The 19,178-nt window shown below is 45.5% G+C and carries 24 protein-coding genes; 6 read left to right on the top strand and 18 right to left on the bottom strand.

Going from position 1 to position 19,178, the window contains the following annotated elements:
* Window positions 1-89 precede the first annotated feature (89 nt).
* Together GLW00_RS16310 and GLW00_RS16305 are read left to right on the top strand one after the other, a co-directional pair.
* Window positions 90-1,277, top strand: coding sequence for a CaiB/BaiF CoA transferase family protein (locus GLW00_RS16310; protein ID WP_160915828.1), 1,188 nt, complete (start codon window positions 90-92; stop codon window positions 1,275-1,277).
* Between the two features lie 12 nt (window positions 1,278-1,289).
* Window positions 1,290-2,477, top strand: coding sequence for an acyl-CoA dehydrogenase family protein (locus GLW00_RS16305; protein ID WP_160915826.1), 1,188 nt, complete (start codon window positions 1,290-1,292; stop codon window positions 2,475-2,477).
* A gap of 122 nt (window positions 2,478-2,599) precedes the next feature.
* Here the strand turns inward: GLW00_RS16305 and GLW00_RS16300 are convergent, their stop codons facing one another.
* On the bottom strand, window positions 2,600-2,845 hold the full coding sequence (locus GLW00_RS16300; RefSeq protein WP_160915824.1) for a hypothetical protein: 246 nt from the start codon (window positions 2,843-2,845) through the stop codon (window positions 2,600-2,602).
* Between the two features lie 111 nt (window positions 2,846-2,956).
* Window positions 2,957-3,562 carry an HNH endonuclease gene (locus GLW00_RS16295; RefSeq protein ID WP_160915822.1) on the bottom strand — a complete coding sequence of 202 codons (606 nt, stop codon included), beginning with the start codon at window positions 3,560-3,562 and terminating at the stop codon, window positions 2,957-2,959.
* A 323-nt stretch (window positions 3,563-3,885) separates the two neighbouring features.
* Between GLW00_RS16295 and GLW00_RS16290 the strand changes: the two genes are divergently transcribed.
* Window positions 3,886-4,089, top strand: coding sequence for a hypothetical protein (locus GLW00_RS16290; protein ID WP_160915821.1), 204 nt, complete (start codon window positions 3,886-3,888; stop codon window positions 4,087-4,089).
* Between the two features lie 11 nt (window positions 4,090-4,100).
* Here GLW00_RS16290 and uvsE read toward each other — a convergent pair whose 3' ends face one another.
* From uvsE to GLW00_RS16270, 4 genes are all read right to left on the bottom strand, one after another.
* Window positions 4,101-5,069: a UV DNA damage repair endonuclease UvsE gene (gene uvsE / locus GLW00_RS16285; protein WP_160915819.1), complete on the bottom strand. Its 969-nt coding sequence runs from the start codon at window positions 5,067-5,069 to the stop codon at window positions 4,101-4,103.
* Window positions 5,070-5,203: 134 nt separating this feature from the next.
* Window positions 5,204-5,368: a hypothetical protein gene (locus GLW00_RS16280; RefSeq protein WP_160915817.1), complete on the bottom strand. Its 165-nt coding sequence runs from the start codon at window positions 5,366-5,368 to the stop codon at window positions 5,204-5,206.
* Between the two features lie 113 nt (window positions 5,369-5,481).
* A complete protein-coding gene (gene srtD, locus GLW00_RS16275) occupies window positions 5,482-6,120 on the bottom strand; it encodes a class D sortase, LPxTATN-specific (RefSeq protein ID WP_237417543.1) in 639 nt (212 codons plus the stop codon).
* A gap of 60 nt (window positions 6,121-6,180) precedes the next feature.
* Window positions 6,181-7,089 carry a DUF6612 family protein gene (locus tag GLW00_RS16270; protein ID WP_160915816.1) on the bottom strand — a complete coding sequence of 303 codons (909 nt, stop codon included), beginning with the start codon at window positions 7,087-7,089 and terminating at the stop codon, window positions 6,181-6,183.
* Between the two features lie 182 nt (window positions 7,090-7,271).
* Here GLW00_RS16270 and GLW00_RS16265 point away from each other — a divergent pair, with 182 nt between their 5' ends.
* Entirely contained in the window at window positions 7,272-7,427 is a 156-nt protein-coding gene (locus tag GLW00_RS16265; RefSeq protein ID WP_160915814.1) for a hypothetical protein, read from the top strand.
* Window positions 7,428-7,429: 2 nt separating this feature from the next.
* Here GLW00_RS16265 and GLW00_RS16260 read toward each other — a convergent pair whose 3' ends face one another.
* The 5 genes from GLW00_RS16260 to GLW00_RS16240 all read right to left on the bottom strand — a co-directional run bounded on the left by GLW00_RS16260 (window position 7,430) and on the right by GLW00_RS16240 (window position 10,295).
* Window positions 7,430-8,110: a DUF421 domain-containing protein gene (locus tag GLW00_RS16260; RefSeq protein ID WP_160915812.1), complete on the bottom strand. Its 681-nt coding sequence runs from the start codon at window positions 8,108-8,110 to the stop codon at window positions 7,430-7,432.
* 126 nt (window positions 8,111-8,236) lie between these two features.
* Window positions 8,237-8,500, bottom strand: a complete 264-nt coding sequence (locus tag GLW00_RS16255) for a hypothetical protein (protein ID WP_160915810.1) — start codon at window positions 8,498-8,500, stop codon at window positions 8,237-8,239.
* 11 nt (window positions 8,501-8,511) lie between these two features.
* The gene (locus GLW00_RS16250) at window positions 8,512-8,961 is read right to left on the bottom strand and encodes an NUDIX hydrolase (protein WP_160915808.1); all 450 of its coding nucleotides are present in this window, start codon (window positions 8,959-8,961) and stop codon (window positions 8,512-8,514) included.
* Window positions 8,962-9,110: 149 nt separating this feature from the next.
* The gene (locus GLW00_RS16245) at window positions 9,111-9,395 is read right to left on the bottom strand and encodes a hypothetical protein (protein ID WP_160915807.1); all 285 of its coding nucleotides are present in this window, start codon (window positions 9,393-9,395) and stop codon (window positions 9,111-9,113) included.
* 63 nt (window positions 9,396-9,458) lie between these two features.
* Window positions 9,459-10,295, bottom strand: a complete 837-nt coding sequence (locus GLW00_RS16240) for an alpha/beta fold hydrolase (protein ID WP_160915805.1) — start codon at window positions 10,293-10,295, stop codon at window positions 9,459-9,461.
* 206 nt (window positions 10,296-10,501) lie between these two features.
* On the opposite strand from GLW00_RS16240, the gene GLW00_RS16235 reads away from it, so the two are divergent.
* Window positions 10,502-11,140 (top strand): FusB/FusC family EF-G-binding protein, encoded by a 639-nt coding sequence (locus GLW00_RS16235; RefSeq protein WP_160915803.1) that lies wholly within the window; start codon window positions 10,502-10,504, stop codon window positions 11,138-11,140.
* Between the two features lie 44 nt (window positions 11,141-11,184).
* Here the strand turns inward: GLW00_RS16235 and GLW00_RS16230 are convergent, their stop codons facing one another.
* On the bottom strand, window positions 11,185-12,618 hold the full coding sequence (locus GLW00_RS16230; protein WP_160915801.1) for an MDR family MFS transporter: 1,434 nt from the start codon (window positions 12,616-12,618) through the stop codon (window positions 11,185-11,187).
* 48 nt (window positions 12,619-12,666) lie between these two features.
* Window positions 12,667-13,200: a GNAT family N-acetyltransferase gene (locus GLW00_RS16225; protein WP_160915800.1), complete on the bottom strand. Its 534-nt coding sequence runs from the start codon at window positions 13,198-13,200 to the stop codon at window positions 12,667-12,669.
* A gap of 129 nt (window positions 13,201-13,329) precedes the next feature.
* Between GLW00_RS16225 and guaC the strand changes: the two genes are divergently transcribed.
* Window positions 13,330-14,313: a GMP reductase gene (guaC, locus tag GLW00_RS16220; protein ID WP_160915799.1), complete on the top strand. Its 984-nt coding sequence runs from the start codon at window positions 13,330-13,332 to the stop codon at window positions 14,311-14,313.
* A 32-nt stretch (window positions 14,314-14,345) separates the two neighbouring features.
* Here guaC and GLW00_RS16215 read toward each other — a convergent pair whose 3' ends face one another.
* The 5 genes from GLW00_RS16215 to GLW00_RS16195 all read right to left on the bottom strand — a co-directional run bounded on the left by GLW00_RS16215 (window position 14,346) and on the right by GLW00_RS16195 (window position 19,065).
* A complete protein-coding gene (locus GLW00_RS16215; protein WP_335808491.1) occupies window positions 14,346-14,816 on the bottom strand; it encodes a GyrI-like domain-containing protein in 471 nt (156 codons plus the stop codon).
* A 97-nt stretch (window positions 14,817-14,913) separates the two neighbouring features.
* Window positions 14,914-16,335 (bottom strand): glycosyltransferase family 2 protein, encoded by a 1,422-nt coding sequence (locus GLW00_RS16210; protein WP_160915797.1) that lies wholly within the window; start codon window positions 16,333-16,335, stop codon window positions 14,914-14,916.
* Window positions 16,332-17,381, bottom strand: coding sequence for a HEAT repeat domain-containing protein (locus tag GLW00_RS16205; RefSeq protein WP_160915796.1), 1,050 nt, complete (start codon window positions 17,379-17,381; stop codon window positions 16,332-16,334). The genes GLW00_RS16210 and GLW00_RS16205 overlap by 4 nt, the downstream gene beginning before the upstream one ends.
* A gap of 210 nt (window positions 17,382-17,591) precedes the next feature.
* The gene (locus GLW00_RS16200; RefSeq protein ID WP_160915795.1) at window positions 17,592-17,969 is read right to left on the bottom strand and encodes a hypothetical protein; all 378 of its coding nucleotides are present in this window, start codon (window positions 17,967-17,969) and stop codon (window positions 17,592-17,594) included.
* A 232-nt stretch (window positions 17,970-18,201) separates the two neighbouring features.
* Window positions 18,202-19,065 (bottom strand): cupin domain-containing protein, encoded by an 864-nt coding sequence (locus GLW00_RS16195; protein ID WP_160915794.1) that lies wholly within the window; start codon window positions 19,063-19,065, stop codon window positions 18,202-18,204.
* Window positions 19,066-19,178 lie beyond the last annotated feature (113 nt).

Raw genomic sequence — 19,178 nt, 5'->3', positions numbered from 1 at the left:
TGAATTGATCCGTGTTTCCCAAGCCAGTTGGATTCATACGTCGTATGGGTTCTTCTGGCTTTTTCTATCGTGAAAGGGTGTGATGAGTGGTGACCGCCGCATTGGAAGGCATCCGCGTCCTCGATTTGACCCGGGTTCTCGCGGGACCTTATTGTTCGATGATCCTCGGAGATCTCGGCGCTGAAATCATTAAAGTCGAAGCTCCCGGGGGCAGTGACGAAACCCGTACATGGGGACCTCCCTTCAAAGAAGGGGTGAGTGCTTATTATTTATGTACCAACAGAAATAAGAAGAGTTTGACGCTGGATTTGAAGTCTCGTGAAGGAAAAGAAGTGTTGGAAAAGCTCGTCAGAGAAAGTGACGTTGTCCTCAATAATTTCAAGACGGGAACGATGGAGCGGCTCGGGTTCGAGTATGACCATATAAAAGAAATCAACCCGCGCATCGTCTTCTGCTCAATTACGGGGTTCGGAGAGACAGGCCCCTATCAGCAGCTGCCCGGCTATGACTTCATCATCCAGGCGATGAGCGGACTGATGAGCATCACAGGGGATGACCAATCTGGTCCCCAGAAATTAGGTGTGGCCATCACGGACATCCTTACCGGTTTGTATGCCTGCATCGGTATTCAAACGGCTCTGTTAGAACGAGAACGATCCGGATATGGTCAAAAAATCGATCTGTCTCTATATGATGCAGCCGTCAGTTCCCTCATCAACATCGGGAGCAATTTTTTAATGACCGGAAAAGTCCCTCAACGGCTCGGAAACCACCATGCCAACATCGTGCCCTACCAGACGTTCCGTTCCCGTGATGGTGAAATGGTGATCGCTGTCGGGAATGATCGTCAATTCGCCCACCTATGCGCCGTCGTCGGACAACCTTCGCTTGCTTCGGATCCTTTATTTTCTACCAATGCAAAAAGGGTGGAAAACAGAGAAGCGCTCTCATATATTTTGCAGGAACTTTTTTCACAAGAAAAAACGGCTTACTGGCAGGACCGGTGTCAGGAGAAGCACATCCCTTTCGGCCCGATTCAAACACTTGAAGACGTCCGTAACGATGAGCAGTTGAAAGCCCGTGACATGTTCCTCAACCTTGAGCATCCGAAAGCAGGTAATGTGGAGATGATCGGCAGTCCACTGAAACTCTCCCGCACGCCGGTGGATTACAAACAGCACCCGCCGGATGCTGGTGAACATACAGAAGAAATTCTTACAGGACTTGGGTACGACAAAAATACGATCCGCAAGTGGAAAAAGGATCACAAGGTTTAAGGAGTGAACGAAATGAACTTCGATTTCAGTGATGAGCAAGTGATGTTAAGAAAAGCGGTCCGAAGTTTCGTCGACCATGAAATCATGCCCAATATTGGCGAGTGGGATGCGAAAGGACACTTCGATCAGCAGACGTTGAAAAAACTGGCGGGGCTCGGTCTGATGGGTGTGTGCATTCCAGAGACCTATGGCGGAAGCGGGATGGATTACAATTCTCTCGCGATTGTCTGTGAAGAACTCGAGCGTGGAGACACGGCCTTCCGCACAGCCGTTTCCGTTCATACCGGCTTGAACAGCATGACACTCCTGCAGTGGGCGACAGAATCCCAGAAACAGAAATACTTGGTTCCACAGGCGAGAGGTGAAAAAATCGGGGCTTTCGGTTTGACGGAACCGGCGGCAGGTTCGGACGTTGCCGCCTTACAGACGACTGCGACCCTCGACGGTGATCATTATGTACTGAACGGGCAGAAAACATGGATTTCCCTCTGTGATGTGGCCGATCACTTTTTAGTGTTTGCTTATACGGATAAGAGTAAGAAACACCACGGGATTTCCTGTTTTATTGTGGAAAGGACCTATGAAGGATTCTCTTCGAAAGCGACGAAAGGAAAGCTCGGGATCCGGGCAGGCAATACAGGCGAATTGTTCTTTGATCAGATGAAAGTACCGAAAGAAAACCTGCTCGGAGACGAAGGGGACGGCTTTAAAATCGCCATGTCCGCCCTGGACAGCGGCCGGTTCACGGTTGCTGCTGGCGCCTGCGGACAGATCATGGCTTGCCTTGAGGCTAGTGTAGAATACTGTCATGAGAGAAAAACGTTTGGAAAAGAAATCGGCAAGCACCAGCTCGTCCAGCAGATGATCGCGAAGATGGAGGCCGGTTTACACATGAGCCGCCTGCTCGTCTATCGTGCAGGTGCATTGAAGAACAAAGGGGTGAGAAACACGAGAGAAACATCCCTTGCCAAATGGCAGGCGTGTGATTTCGCCAACCAGGCGGCGGATGATGCCGTGCAGATCCACGGGGCATACGGGTATTCCAACGAATATCCCGTCGAACGTTATTTAAGGAATTCCAAAGCTCCCGTCATTTACGAAGGAACGCGGGAAATCCATACGATTATGCAGGCGGAATATGTGCTTGGATATCGGAAGGACAAACCACTCAGTCAGATGCTTCCGGCTTGGGAGGGCTAAGTTGAAACGTGCGTGGATCATCCACGCACGTTTTATCTTTATGTAAAGTCCGCTGACCAGGGAAGCTCTTCTAAGATGCATACTAAAAAGCCAGCTTTTTCCGCTGACTTTTGAAGGCACATTTAATTGCGTTTAAGAAGAACAACAAAACCTAATAGTATACAAATGGCTATAGCCAGTATAGGAACGGTCGTTAAAATCGGGTTTCCACCCCAACCGATCCCTGGCCCATCCGCTCCGGATATCGATGCCGATACATGGGCAGCTGACATTTTAATGGCTGTGATCAGCTCACCTATGGAGTACGCGATGACTCCGGTTAATAAAGATAGTCCTACCAATAAAACTCCTAAAGCACGGTTGTTCATATGACTTCCCCCTTGGCTCTCATCTTGTGCACATCCCTTAGAACCTTAACATAAAATCAACGGGTGAAAAATTATGGGGAAATTGTTCCACTTTTAGATTTCACTAAGAAATTAGAGCAAAGAAGACGAACCTTTGTGATTCCGTTCATAAAGCAACCCTTTTTCATCGAGATTCGACTCAATCTCACTCGCTAATGGAACATTGTCACCGATCACGAACTTCCAATCCTGTGCCATTAGAAACGCTTCCTTCTCTATCCGCTCCCGCCATTCTATTAAATCCTCCATAGACCTCCTAACAGGTTCGGTCGTACTCCTGGCTAGTTGATTTCGGTAATGTCTTATAAAGTCTTTTTCCGTACAATCATTGACCTTGATGAAATGGCGCTTTAAATTCCTCATGACAAAATCACTCGTGTTCCCGGCTTTCGTTCGATGCCCGACATGGTGAATATGCTTCAAATCATGGCATGACCGGCACAAAGGCTGGATATCGTTTAAGATTAAAAGGTACTTCTCCTCGTCATATTGCCAGACTTCATGCGCATGCAATTTCTCTTCATCATGAAAGCCGCAGATTTGGCACTGAAAATCACTTTTCTTCAAGACATGGTGCCTCACAGCCTTCCACAAGGAACGAGGAATGGAATCCCTTACCGTTTTATTCTGCGCATAAGAAGGCTTTCGGATCTCTATGGTTAACTTATAATCAGACATAGCAACCTCCCTAAGATTCCAGTTGATAAAATTGGGTCATGAACCATTTATATCCTTATTATATCACGCTGCATCATCGACACTACGGTTGGAAACGAGCTCTCTTATAATGTATGTTCATCAGAAAATCTTACATAAAAAAATGCCCCGCCTCCTACTTAACGCTTGTAGAAAGGGGGCAATTCTCTATTCAACGTTCCATCACCTTCGTCCGCACTTTTCAGATGATCCTCATTTCTCCCCTTCCAACATTAAGACAGACCATTAATTTAGAGCATGTTATGTATCCTTCTGCATAAATCTTTAAGAAGGAGGCGATGCGTGTGGGAGATTTAATTCCTTTTCCTAAGAGAGAACCTGCAGAAGTCATCGTTCTGACACCGGAAGAAAGACAGGAATTCGCTCACCTGACTTATGAACTGATGAAAGAAGACCGACTCATCCCTTTTCTAAGAATCAAACGTCGTCTGAAAAAATTGATTAAACGGGGCCTTGAACGTGCGAAACACCAGGATTATCATAAGTGAGTCTGGTTCAGTTATCCTTTCCAAATAAACGAACTATCATCCTGCATCTCAACTTCCGGATGCTGCTTCAACTCTTCCACAAGCCGGAATAACGCTTCATCCTTCTGCTTAGCTTCAATCATGCAGTCGATTTGGTCTGTGGAGCCATTCGTTTTCTTTACAAACTCGAGGAACATTTCTGCATCCACAAAATCCGCATGACTTTTGAAATCCTTTTCGCTCTTCGGACTGGAAATATGCATTTTCACAGGAAGGGGTGAATGACGCCAAGTATCCACGACACGGGCCCAATGATCCTCCCATTTCTCCCCTTCATGGTTGGCATAATGATGATGGAGATCAAAGACGAGAGGGATGTTCAACTTTTCACAGACATAAAGACCATCCGCTAATGTGTAGGAGGTATCATCATTTTCAATCATGACGGTCTTTTGAATGCCTGAAGGGACCAGGGCCCAATTTTCAATGAACCGCTCCAGCGATTTTTCCTTATCCTTGTATCTGCCTCCGAGATGGAAAACACAACGATGAGTAGGATCTAGACCCATATGATGAAGCAGCAGGTAATGATACTTCAGCACGCCCATCGAAGCTTTGAAAATTCCCTGATCCGGAGAATTGATGACAACGAAGTGATCGGGATGAAAATCCAGCCTCATCTCATTTTCCACCGCATACGCTCCCAATTCCCTCAAATCTTCCTTAATCGGATTCAAATAATCCCAACCCTGTAGCTCTTCATGTGTAGCAAGAGGCACAAGCCGTGAACTCAACCTAAAAAAGTGGATATCATGAGCTTTATTATGTTTCAGTAACCGCAGACAGTTGTGAAGGTTGGATTTCGCAATCCGTTCCAGCTTCCGTCTGGCCGCTTCCACGTCACGAATCTCTGAAAATCGTTTATAGGTCATCGTTTGAGATGGAGAAGCGTTTTGCAAATGGACACTCATCGCTACATAACCGAGCCGGTACAAAGTCATGATTTCACCTACTCCCCGTTTTCCTTAGCTTGTGCGAAAAGCCTTTCGCTTATGTAGGTAAAGGAAATTGGCTTGTCCACCTCTCCCAAACAACCCCTACTCGTCCATTAAGATGGTGGGGATATGACATAACATTAAAAAGATAAGGAGAGGCATAACCCCATGACCAACAAAGGCAGGAATACAAAAAGCATGATCCATAACTTCACATTCCGCTCATCAGAGAAAAAGCTTTTTCTTGTGATATAAATGTAAACAATCAACCCCAGGATACCTATGAATAGAAATAATGCAGACATTTACAAACCCTCTTTCTTCACTAATCATCACTAAGGTTTATAAAGGACCCGCGTTGGACCCACAGGAAAAGTTCGATTATGCCAAGTACTGATGAGCTTCAGTTACTGCCAAATCACTCGATTTCCTGCACATCGACTAATCTTGACTGTACAATAAACCTTTCCGGGGCACTCCCTATGAAATCAAAAGGATAACAGGTCGTTAATGTAAGCGTCGGATCCTCATGATCAACGATGACAGAGCGGTCGTCTTCATCCGTCACCCATGTTTTCTCCACCTCATACTTGTACCTTTTCCCTTCATATTCATAAAAAAGCGGGGCGCCTTTTTCAATTTCCCCAAGCTCTGTGAAAACGGTCTCGCGGTGTCCGCTCAGGACGGTATGACGCTTCTCATCAGGTGTCGTTGTCCACTTGCTTATGAACATCCCTACCCCTTGATGAAGCGACTGTTCATCCGTGCCCCAATAGGTGGCATAGCCTTTATTCAAATGAGGAATGACCAGTCGCCCCACTTTTTCACCATCGTCAAACATATGTAGTTCATTCGAATATCGTGTGGTTTTCGTTTTCTCTTGTTTTTTAACAACCACAGGTTCAGGTTTCTCTGCCTGTCCCTGGGAGTGCCATTCGTTGATTTCCTCTTCGGTCACCTTTTCAACAGCCTTCGTAGAGTCCCACCATTGAAAGGTGAAATATGCAGTGCACGACAAACCGATCACGACAAGCATGTAAAGGACTTTGTTCAGCATGATGGCCTCCTCATCTATGGAAAGATTGAAAGAGCCAGGCCTGAGCCCGACTCTTATTTTTTACTGCAAGGATCTCTTTCTCACGAACAAAACACTTCCGGCAAGCAATACTACACTTGCGCCAAGTAAAGCATACATCAAATCCGGACTTGCGGTATCAGGCATTTCGCCTCCGATGGCATCTTCAATCGGTTGAGCCTCATCCAGCACCTCTTGTGGAATTTGAATTTCTCCGACACCATTAAAGTTTTCCAGTGTCATTTCAGTTTCCTGAGTGATCGGCATCGGCTGGCCCTCTTCGGTTTCGATTTCCATTTCCAAATGAACGTAGCTGGAAGTTAAATAGTGATTTTCTTTGTCGATCGTCATTTTATAGGTCACATCTTTGATGGTCATTTTATCAAGGATTTCTTCACCCAGTTCTTTTAACCCCTGCTCACCTTCACTGGAACCCATACCTTGTTGCAGCATTTTCATCGACATTTTCAAAAGTTTCTCCCCGTCACCCTCATAATGGAGGACATAGGAACCGTCACTTTCTTCCACACTCATATCCTCAGCTAATGGAAGCGCCTGAGCCATCTGTCCTTCCGCAAGCATCGACTGCATCATTTCCTGACTGGAATCATCAGAGAGCTGAACCCACCCTTGCCCTGGAAGTTCACTGTAGTAGCCTTCTTCTGTAAAATAAGACTCCGTCGTCTCTCCTGCCAATTCTGTTTTCAAATAGATGGCGAAAGGATCCATAGTTACATCGGACATCGTTGTGGTTTCCATTCCTTCTCCTTCATTCATCATCGGCATTTTCGCCTTGGAGACTTGTTTCATAGAGTAGCTGTCCAGGTTTTTCATCGCTTCATTCGATTTCTTCAACACGTCTTCTGCTGACATGTCCGCAGCGAATACCTGAAGAGGAAACAGGAACAGCACCAGAAAACTCAACAACAACAGGTTACACTTTTTTAACATCCAAACACTCCCGAATTTTTTATTCGGTAAAAAAAGAGGCTGGTCTATGTAATGACAAAAGCTGACTTCCACATCCCACTATTTTCCACCTAACTCCCTATATCCTTTCTCCCACAAAATTAAACACATTTTTCCAAATTCCTGCAAAAGAATGGCCCTCCTCATTTTGACGAAGGTTGACCATGAAAAAGCAGACAATCGTCGTATTGTCTGCTCACTTCCTGTTATTCTCCAGCTGGACTTTCATCCTGAAGGACAGATGGCTAAGCTTTCTTTCTGCTTCTGCCGGCGACATGCACGATCTCTTTGCAGGAAAAAAGCTTCTCAAAAAAACATAGACCTATTCTACTGTTTCTATAAAGATCGTCCCATCAGGATTGACCTGTGCAACCAGTACTTCCTTCACATTGGAAATCCCATGCGCCTGCAGTTGATCTTGCAGCCAGGCTTCACTGTAACCACTGGCATTCAATTGTTGACGGAGAATTTCCCCCTGGACCATGACCACGTGTGAATATTTTGCAGGGGCTGTTTCTAACTTCATATCACGAGAGGTGACAGGGGTTGCCTCTGATTTTCTTAGAACACTTACAGAACCATCCGTTTCCAAGATCGCTGTCTGAACATCACTGAACTGGAACACTCCCGCTTTTCTTAATTCAGCAATGAGTTCGTCGACATTGAATCGCACTTGTTTCATATTCTTTATAAGAATTTTCCCATTGTCCATCAGCAGCGTAGGTTGACTGTTCACAAGCTTTCGTATCGTCAAACTTTTAAGTGTGAGATAGTCGATGACAAGAACAAGGGCTGCGAAGGTCAGTAATCCAAGCGCTCCTCTTGAGAGCGTCACATTATCAGCAAGGAAGGTTGTAGCAGTCATAGATCCCAGTGTAATGCCTGCGATAAAGTCAAAAAGCGTCATTTGTGAGATCAGCTTCTTGCTTAGAATTCTCGCTAAAACGTACAATATAATAAATACGATGATACCTGTTCCGACGAATTCCAACCACTCATTCATAAGCGTCCTCCTACTCTTTTCTTATTATTTCATTTCCCTTCACAATTATGTTGAACAGGAAAATATAAGGGATACATTTCCAAAATAAAAAAACAGCAACCTTGAATGGTTACTGTTCTGTGTCCATCAGCCTTCTTTCGGCTCCGGCAAATATTTTGTGAAAAATGCTCCGGTAATAAAGCAAACACCAAGGATGAACCAAGTGGCAATGCCTCCGAATTCAAATAGATAGGAAAACAAGGCCACTAATGGTGCGATTACAAAAGCCCCCGGCGTCACGTAGCTCTTCCAGCCATATTCCTTCTTCAAATTTTTCCTCTTCTTATAAATCAAATAGATATAACCCGCTACTAAAACAACGGTTATGATCAGCATCAACAGTTCAAGCATCGAATCCCCCGTCATCTTTGTTTTTTCCAATGTGGTTGCAAATAATCACGGTATTCCTTGGTTAGATCTGCGGGTAGGTGATTGATAGAAAAGAAAGTGATTTGATGGGATTCTTCCTCATCCACCTCTACCTTTCCTTTGTACTCGTCCGTCCTGTAGACCGCCGTCACCGAGTACAGTTCATCCCCATTGGAAATCTTAAAAAAGTAGTCCTCTCCTGAAAAGATATCCAGTAGTTCAAGTTCCCCTACATGGAGGCCGGTTTCTTCTTTCACTTCACGTCGCGCCGTTTCCTCCAAACTCTCGCCGAGCTCCATTAAACCCCCAGGAAGTCCCCACCCGCCATCTTTGCGATGTTGGAGTAGAATCTTCTGCTGATCATTGACGATAATCACAACAGCCCCGGGTAGAATTAACGGTCTTGTTCCTACTTCTTTTCTAAGCTCTTTGACATACTCCATTTAAAATCCCCCCTTAATGGGTCTTGTTCCTTTAAAACCTCTGTGCTATCCCTTCATTCATTCAAATCGAATCATCGTTTATGTATGTGTGCCCTATCAAAATGAAAGAAACGAAACTTTCATCCCCATGATCCCCTCTCCCTTTTCCTTTATGGGATCAATAACGCGCCGAGCACGAAGACACCAGCAATGTAAAAGCCGATCAGCGATCCCCAGGACAATGGTTTTCTCATGAACACGACGACCTTCCGCAGCCAGCGGAACAAGGTATACATCACCAGAAACAAGAGGCTGTAGCCGATGAAGCTCCACCCCTCACCGATAAGGATGACCATCGTGTTATGAAAGAGTGTAAACAAAAGCATGAACAATAGAAACCACAGCTCTTTGAACTTCGCAAAGTCACTTCTTCTTTGTTGTTTATCCTGCTGCATCCCTAATCTCCTTCCTTGTTAAAACGCTGTCATCATGAGTAACTTTACCACTCTCCGTTTGTGCTAGTCAAAGTAGTCGGTGATCATTTGCCTGAATTTCAGTCGCTCTTCAAGATGAGGGTAGTGATTACTCTCAAGAAACCTATGATGGACAGCACCGGGAATAGCTTCGGCGATTTCTTCCGAATAAGAAGGTGGACACTGGACATCATGCGCACCAGATACAACCATCACCTTGGCAGCTATGAGTTTCAGCTTCCTTGTCACATCAAACGTGTGAAGCTCTCGGGAAAAGAAGTTCATGCGGAGGGCTGACATCTTCTTTTCAATCCCTTGATTAAAATAGCGTTCATAATTTTGCGGCTTCCATAAAGAAAGTTTTGTTCGTTCAACGGTTAATTCTTTTCTTGCTTCAGAGGAAAGGTCTTCTTTTTTCAACCCCTCGATCATTGACTGCATGTTATGGAATTCCGGGTGGGATTCATTATAAATACAATCCTTTGAAAACGTCATATACTCCCGAGCTGCTGCATTAGCAATGATAAGTGTGTCCAGGCTCCCCGAGAAATAGATCCCATACACACAAGCAAGCATGCCTCCCGTAGAGTGACCGGCAAAGTCCCAGGATTCATACCCTAATGTACTTCGGATGGCTTCAAGATCGAGGACACTTTCAAGCATTGTCAGTTCGTGAGGGGCCTTCGCCCTGTCAGACCCTCCACACTCTTTCAAGTTTATTAAGTAGACGTGATGGCTCTCTACAAAAGCTTCTGCAAAATAGTCTCCCGTTTCGTTGAACTCTGAATACAAATGAGTGACCGCAAGCGGGCGCCCCTGTCCTTTTTCAAAAACTTCGAAAGTACCGCGGCTGGTTTCTACTATCGTCCGTTTCCAAGTCATCTTCCTTCCCCTCCCATGTCTTACAGGTACTTCTACGATTCCCCACGGGTAAATGTTTCATCATTTCAGCTTTTGGTACTGGTATCTAATCAAAGAATCCAGGTGTCAGGTTTACTGCTCCCTTATGAACCTGGGAGGCTTAACGTTTGATAGAAAAGACGCGCTCTGAAATAATAAGAAGAAAATCAATGAACGGGGGTTTCTTTATGGAACGATTTATCCGCTCCGATCAGTATCATTTTATAAAAAATCAGGCTCATAACCTGTTGAACAGTCATATGACAACGAACGATGCCTCAGTCACTCAGGCCTTACAATCGATCACGCAGGAAAAGGTGCTGGATTTGTTTACAGAGCTTTCATCAGAACAGGAACAAATGATTGCACAAGCCAGTGACGTCAAAGACGAAACCGATGCGATCCTTTACTTTTCCCGCCTGAAGCAGTACGTGGTACCTTTTCCAAAACTGTCAGAAGCTGATATTCAAAAATTGTTCCCGAAAGTGAAAAAGCTGAGGGTGCCGGCAATTCCGAATGAAGAATGGACCGAGCTTTCTTATATTGGATGGAACGATGTATCAGCAAACAGAAAATACATCATTACTACAGTGGACGGTGAACTTACAGGGTTGTACGGTCATTACAAACCATTAAGACAGAAAAGCATTTGTTCGCTTTGCCATGAGCATGAAAAAGTGGGCATGTTCACAGCTACCTTCAAAGGGGAAAATAAGGAGGAAACGATCAGCCGCGGGAACTATATCTGCCATAACAGCCAGAAATGCAATCAGAACATCCAGTCACGTCAACCACTTGAATCCTTCATCAAAAGGATGCAGGCATAAAAAGAAGCAGGACCATTCCTTCTTGGAATGGTCCTGCTTCTTTTTTATTGCTGTTCTGCTGAATAATCCGGCGCAACCGCTTTTCTGATGAACAAAGCCACCACAAAGGTGAGGGCGGCAAGGCCTAAAGCGAACCAATACGCCTGATGGACCCCTGCTGTCATCGCCTGTCCCATGACTTCGCCTGTTACTTCTCCTGATACATCATTCAAATAGCTTCTCTCTCCCTGAGTCATGATGCTTACGAAAATGGAAACACCAAGGGCTCCACCAATCGGCTGCAATGTATTTGCGATCGCCGTTCCGTGCGGGTATAAATGCTTCGGCAGTTCATTCAACGCATTCGTCTGAGAAGGCATGAGCACCGCTGAAACGGCCAGCATCAATAACACATACGCCAGAATAAAGGACCATACAGGAATGGACGGCCCGATGTTGCTGAAGAAGATCATGACTCCTACCAGCACTAGTGTACCCGGGATGATTAATTTCCTTGGACCGAATTTATCAAAGAGCGTCCCCATCACCGGAGACATCAAACCGTTCAATAATGCACCGGGAAGCAGCAGCAACCCAGCTGTCTTCGCTGAAAACCCTAAAGGTCCCTGCAGATACATCGGCATGACGATTTCTGAAGCGAACATCGCCATGATGACGATCACGAAGATCGTAATCCCTCTTGCATAACTTTTATACGTAAAGACACGAACATCCAACAAAGGTTCTTCCAATTTCAATTGCCGGAGGACAAAAAGAGTCAAACTGAGAAAAGCCACGCCTAAAATGATGAGGATGTTGAGAGAAGAGAATCCTTCTCCACTTTCCCCTGCGCTGCTGAACCCATAGACGATGCCCCCGATCCCGATGGATGACAGGACAATCGAGAATAGATCCGCCTTCGGACGCGTCACTTCCCCAACATTCTCCAAATACTTCACGGCAAATAATATCGAAAATAAGGCAAACGGAATGACGGTGATAAACAACCATCTCCAGCCCAGGAAGTCTACAATAACGCCTGAGAGCGTAGGCCCGATGGCTGGGGCAAACATGATGACAAGACCGAACGTCCCCATGATCCGGCCACGGACTTCCGGTTCATAAAGCAGTAATAAGGCATTCATAATGACAGGGATCAATAGCCCCGTCCCGACCGCCTGAATCATCCGTCCTGTCAATAGCATCGGAAAATTAAAGGCCGACGCTGCAATGATTGTTCCTGCTAAGAACACAGTCATCACACCGATGAACATCTGTCTTGTTGTGAACCATTGAATCAGCAACGCAGAGACCGGCATCAACACACCCATGACGAGCATGAACCCGGTGGCCATCCATTGGACCGTAGGCGCATCGAGGCCGAACACCTCCATCAGCTCCGTAAGTGCAATATTGAGCAGCGTCTCATTCAGAACGGCAAAAAATGCTCCAATCATGAATGTCACGAGTATGATTTTTCTATTGTATTGCGTTTCCATCTTTATCCCTCTACTTCTCTTTATTTATAATCCAACCATTTACTTCTTCTATTCTTCCGCCAGGATTCCATAGATGGTGTGATTGACATAATGGTCGTACAGCCATTCCGCACCCCTGATGGTCCCTTCCTTCTTGAATCCAAGGCGCTTCGGAATCGCCGCGCTTTTTTCATTGCCTTCCGCTACACGGATTTCCACTCGGTTCATGTTCAGTTCCAAGAGTGCATAGTCCGTCAACGCCTGGGCCACACGTGTCATGATTCCTTTCCCTTGGAATTCCCGACCGAGCCAATAACCGATTTTCACGATTCTGTTTGTGTGGTCGATTTCATTGAAACCTGCCGTACCCGCAATGGCACCATTATAGAGTACCATAGTTGTCATGCTTTTGTTTTCTGAAAAGCCTTGCCTTCCTGATTGAATGAATGATTTCGTGTCTTCCACAGTTTTCGTTGAATCCAGCCATGGTAGCCATTCACGCAAATGCTCACGGGATCCATCCGTCAGATGAAAGAGCGCATCCGCATCTTCCGGGCCTGCAAGTTTGAGTGACAGCTCATGATCGATCTTATGTACAAACATACTTTCTCCCCCTTTTTTCATCATTTTACCATGAACCTTTGACAACAGAACAAAGATAAGGTAAATTACTAATGTACGAACAATAATTTTAATTAACCTTTTAAATATTCGGTTTTAGGAGTGAAATCCATGGAAAATGTATTTGATTACGAAGATATCCAACTAATTCCCGCGAAATGTGTCGTAAACAGCCGTTCGGCCTGTGACCCATCGGTTAAACTCGGCAACCATACATTCAAACTGCCTGTCGTACCCGCGAACATGCAGACGATCATTGATGAAACCATTGCTGCTCAGTTAGCACAGGAAGGTTACTTCTATGTGATGCACCGTTTTGAGCCTGAAACTCGTTTGTCTTTTGTAGAAAAAATGCAAAGCGAAGGATTGATCGCTTCCATCAGTGTCGGTGTGAAACCTGAAGAATACGAATTTGTCCAGATGTTGGCTACGAAAGAACTGGTGCCGGAATACATCACGATTGATATCGCCCACGGACATTCCACGGCGGTCATTGATATGATTCAGCACATTAAACAGCACCTGCCGGAAACATTTGTGATTGCCGGTAACGTCGGAACGCCGGAAGCCGTCCGGGAACTCGAAAACGCTGGTGCGGATGCCACCAAAGTCGGGATCGGTCCAGGGAAAGTTTGTATCACGAAGATTAAAACCGGCTTCGGCACAGGAGGCTGGCAGTTGGCAGCCCTAAGGTGGTGCGCGAAAGCAGCAAGCAAGCCTGTCATCGCTGATGGCGGCATCCGTACACACGGGGACATCGCCAAATCGATCCGTTTTGGAGCCACGATGGTCATGATCGGCTCTCTATTCGCAGGCCACGAAGAGTCCCCTGGTGACACAGTAGAACGAGACGGTAAGCTTTACAAAGAATACTTCGGTTCCGCTTCTGAGTACCAAAAAGGGGAAAAGAAAAACGTAGAAGGCAAGAAAATGTTCGTGGAACATAAAGGCGCCCTTCAGGATACGTTGACGGAAATGGAACAGGACCTGCAATCGGCCATCAGTTACGCCGGCGGCACGGATCTTGACAGCATCCGCCACGTCGATTATGTCATCGTCAAAAATTCCATTTTCAATGGAGATAAAGTCTATTAAAAAAAGAGCCCTGCGCGGGCTCTTTTTCTATTCTATGCTTTGATTGGAATATAAATATCAAAATGGGGGTCATCAAAATCCCGGTCAACCGGATACTTTTCGAATTTCAACGGCAGTCCATCAAAATATTCCGTATCAGGTTCAAGGTAGGGCTCCCCATTCCCTTCCCGAAACCATTGGTAAATGGCAGCATAGGTTTCACCGATGTCTCTGCCTTTCGGATGATGGACGTTCAAATACGTATGTGGAGGTACACTCATTTCTTCATACGCTTCCTGACTGCTTCCAGGGTCCACCTCGAAACCGCTGAAATGGACAAAGCCATTTTCAACTGTATGAACCGATAACCCCCACTGGAAATCAGGGTCTACAGGATTTATTTCTTCTTTTTCGTTCTCTACCTTTTTAATCACTTCTTTTAATACAGGAACTTCTTCATACCTTCCTTCCCATTTACGTCCTCGCACCTTAAATGCGGGTAAATCAAGAATCGTGACTTCCACGACATGACCTCCTTTACTAGTCCATAGATTCTCCATGTCTGAAGTCTTTTCCTGTTCAAAAACGATGGATTTTAAGATTCAAAGCCAAGGAGGCTACCTAATAGTCCTGTGATAAACCCTTCCGGTTCATATTTCCCCAGGAACTTTTCCTCTTTGATAGAAATAGGAATAAACCTTCGCACCTCCACCATACCAGGAGAGGCCGATACCAAAAGCTTTCGGAGAGAGCCCACCCATATAACAGTAGTACACTTTTCGGGTCAGGGTTTTTATGATAAGTCCATTCTTCCAGTAAAACGGCGAGAGAGGAGATCATGGAACCATAGAAGACGGTCAACAAACTGACGACGATGGTTATTTCGATCGATACAAATGAAAAGAAAATCCCGGAAATGATGATGAAGTATCCGATCATTTCAAAAATCGCACTCAATAGTTCGACGAAAAGATAATAAGGGAGAGAAAACATGCCGATCCCTTTGTATTTTGGATTGAAAATCATTTCTCTATGTTTCCAAAGGGTTTCCGCAAGCCCTTTCTGCCATCTCTTCCTCTGTGCTCTCAAGGAATAAAATGTAGAGGGCGCTTCTGTCCAGCAGACGGGATCCTGGATATACTCGATCCTCTGCCGTGACTTTTCATCTTTCAACGACCGATGGATGCGGACAATGAGTTCCATATCCTCGCCGACGGTATTGGAATCATACCCTCCCGCTTTGATGACTCGATTTTTTTCAAAAACACCAAATGCCCCCGAGATAATCAACAGGATGTTCAGTTTGGAAAGTCCCAGTCTCCCGATTAGAAAGGCGCGGAAATATTCCACGATCTGCATCAGGAGCATCGGCTGTTTCGGTAAACCGATCCGTTGGACAACGCCTTTGATGATTTTGGAACCATTGGCGATTCTCACTGTACCGCCGGTCGCTGCAACGGTGCCATTTGAATCGATGATCGGTTTCATCGTCTTCAACAACGCATCACGGTCGAGAATCGAATCCCCATCGATTGCTGCAAAATAAGGATATTTGGAAAAATTGATCCCTGCATTGAGGGCATCCGCTTTTCCCCCATTCTCTTTTCTCAACAGGTAGAGATTCGGATGGGTCGTCGATTGATAGCCTTCCAGGATTTCCTCGGTTTTGAAATGACGCCGGACGGCGAGTTCCATTCGTTCCATGGCAAACGTATCAATCATACGCTCGGCCGTTTCATCCTTCGAACCATCATCAATCACGATCACCTCGGACTGAGGGTAATTCAGGGCCAACATCGACCGGGCTGTACTGACGACACCGACCTCTTCATTATAAGCAGGCACCAGGACGGAGACCGGAAATGTATCTGTATTGATGGCGGTATCCTCAATGAGTTCCTCTCTATGAAGCCCCCGTTCTTTCCTGATATTAGGACTTGCGATCAAAAATAAAGCGAGATAGACGACAGCTACGACGATCATATAAACAATGACAAGATACCCCATCATTTCCATTGTGGTATAGAACAGATCAACATTCATATCGTATCCCCTACTTTCACTGTCAAATGCTGCCTAGCCATGGACCGGGCGAATTTATCCTCATGATGCTTGTGTGTATAATCCAGCAGACGGGTTCCATCGGGGAGGTTTTTCATCGCTTCACACGCCGAATACCTTACCCACCAGTGAGGGTCTCCCGCAAGTTTGAGCAAGGCATCCTGAGCAGATGCCAATTTCAGACTCCCCGCTATTTTAGCTGCATACATCCGCTCCTCCCAAACGTCTGACTCGTAGAATTTCTCCAGCTGATGGTGATCGGTGCAGGCCTTCATTTCCATTAGACTCCGGAGAGCTTTGAGACGTATTTCTTTTGAAGGGGATAGAAGCATCCCTTCAACGAATGGAAGATAATCCAAAGATTGCTTTTCTCCACAGAATGAAACGATCGCCAGATGAACAGGGTCAGGCACTCTTCCTGGTTCATCCTCTACCACCTTCACCATCTGTTGAAAAAGGTCCTCTTCGAAACGACGCAGGACTTGCTTGACGAGACGTTGAGGAATCGTTTCCTTTTCCAGCAGCCATCGAATGATTCGCTCGTCCTGGAAGGAAGCAAGTACCCTCACCGCCTGCCTGTATTCTTCGTCCACTACCGTGAGACGTTTAAAATAGTCCCAAACTTCGATTTTCATATCTATCATGCCGAAATCTTCTATATAATGAAGGGTGTTCACCCGTTGGGACCAGCTTCCTTTTTTCAAATAAAGACGATAAGCATGCGAAAGATACGTCAGCGCCGTTTCGCGCACTCTCGTATAATCGGTCCGCCCCTTCGCCTGATCCACAAAGCGATTCAACAGCCGCTCGACGAGTCGAACGCGGTAGCGGATGTCGCTTGGAAGCTCAGGACACTCCTCTGTTTCCCTCTCCAAATATTGAAAGAATGGCTTTTCACAGGTTTCTATGTACGTTGAAATCAATCGTTCATCCTTCAAACTATGGATCTTGGAAAGGACCAGGCCTCCCAACAGACACAGTTGAATGATGAATAGTAGAATTACAGTCCATATGACAATGGAGACCAACACAACCCCTCCCTAAGAGTTCATAGGCGATTATAATGAACACGCAAGCAATCATCTTCCGTATAAGATCGCCCGCTCCCCCTAGTATGACAGGACCATTGCTTTTTTTCTATCTATATCCCTGGAGAATTCACCTATGAATCCCCCTTTGAAAAGCAAAGCTTGTAAGCTATCATCCCTCTCATTTTCCATGAATAACAAACAGCCTCATCAACCATTCAAAGCCGTGAGCAGAAAACAAATGGCCGTGATGAACGATAAGGGTGTCATGATCATCTTTTCCTTCTTACTTCTGGAAAAAGCATTCATGGTCGTATTGAAGAATAAATAAACCGCGAAGAAGTAGCACACGCCTTTTGCCATAGGGGCCAGGAAATCAACGGAAATGATATTGCCCATCTGTAAGAGGAACAAAATGGCTGTCCATTGTATCAAAATGGATAGGGCGGTGGCGATGCGCATCTGTTTTGGTAACCTTTTATATTTTCCACCCATGGCAAACTCTCCATAAGGCAGACCTAAAGCAAGTAGCACGTACAAAATGGACACGGAGAAAAAAGCAATACTTCCCATCCATGCTGAGATCACTGGCTCACACCCCTTTGATTAATGATGACGCCTTCCAGGACTTCGGAACAGACCTTCGTTAAACTCTCCACCTAATTCCACGTGACATACCAAAAACCCTTTTCGTGCATCAATATACAAAGGATATTTATAGAGGGTTACGGCAGAAATAATTTTGACCTGGGAAAACATTAAAAAGACCAAATCTATTCGATTTGGCCTGTTACTCCTATACGCGCATGAGTGTGGCTTATTATTCCTCGGCAGCCAAAGCGTCTGCTTTCGTTTTGTGAACCGTACCAAAAGGATGTTCCGGCGGGGCATAAATCGAATAAAGTTTTAACGGCTGCTGTCCTGTATTGGTCAGGTTATGCCATTTCCCTGCAGGTACCATGATCGCAAAATCATCAGAAACTTCCTGTTGGAAGTTCAACTGATCTTTGCTATCCCCCATCTGCACGAGCCCCTGCCCTTGTTCTATTCGCAGAAACTGATCCACATCCGGATGGAGTTCTAACCCGATATCCTCCCCGACACCAATACTCATCAAGGTAACCTGCAGATGATCTCCCGTCCAAAGAGCCGTTCGGAATGTACGGTTTTGTGTTGTCGCTTCTTCGATATTGAGGACGAATGGCTGCCCTCCATAATCTCGAATGACCATACGGCCTTCCCCTCGTGAAAAAGCAACGAGCTTATTGGTCGTTACAGCTTTATCATGACAGGCTCTGTAAAATACATCACCAAGCTGATTTCCCTGGTTTTCCAGATAAGCTCGCTGGTACTTTTCAAATTCTTCCACTCCATGGTCATAGCCGACTCTCAAACCTTCTTCAAAGGTGCGGAAATCCGCGTCTTCCCTTTCATATTCCGGTTGCTCGCCAGTGAAGGATGTGTATAAATTCTTAAAATGATCCAGGTGCCTTTTCTCATTCTCTAACGCTTGACGAATTTCGTTTTTATAGGACTCATCAGGAGCTACATCGGCCAATTGACGAAAGATCTGAATAGCAGAATCTTTCCTTCTGATTCCTTCTAAAATATCTTCGGTGTTTTGCTCAGCACTTCTAAACAACCCCGTATGCGGGTATCCATATCCATATGGAGTGTGACTCATACACCTCATCCCCCCTCTCCAAACTATAAACATTTCTATGCGGAGAAAGAGAAAATCATACGTGTACACCTTTCCATATGGTCGAGTTTACGAAACAAAAAACCCGTCCATGG

Source organism: Halobacillus litoralis (assembly GCF_009856445.1).
Taxonomy (GTDB): domain Bacteria; phylum Bacillota; class Bacilli; order Bacillales; family Halobacillaceae; genus Halobacillus; species Halobacillus litoralis.
The sequence above is the reverse complement of the archived record's forward strand: the minus strand, read 5'-3'. Positions and strand labels throughout refer to the sequence as shown.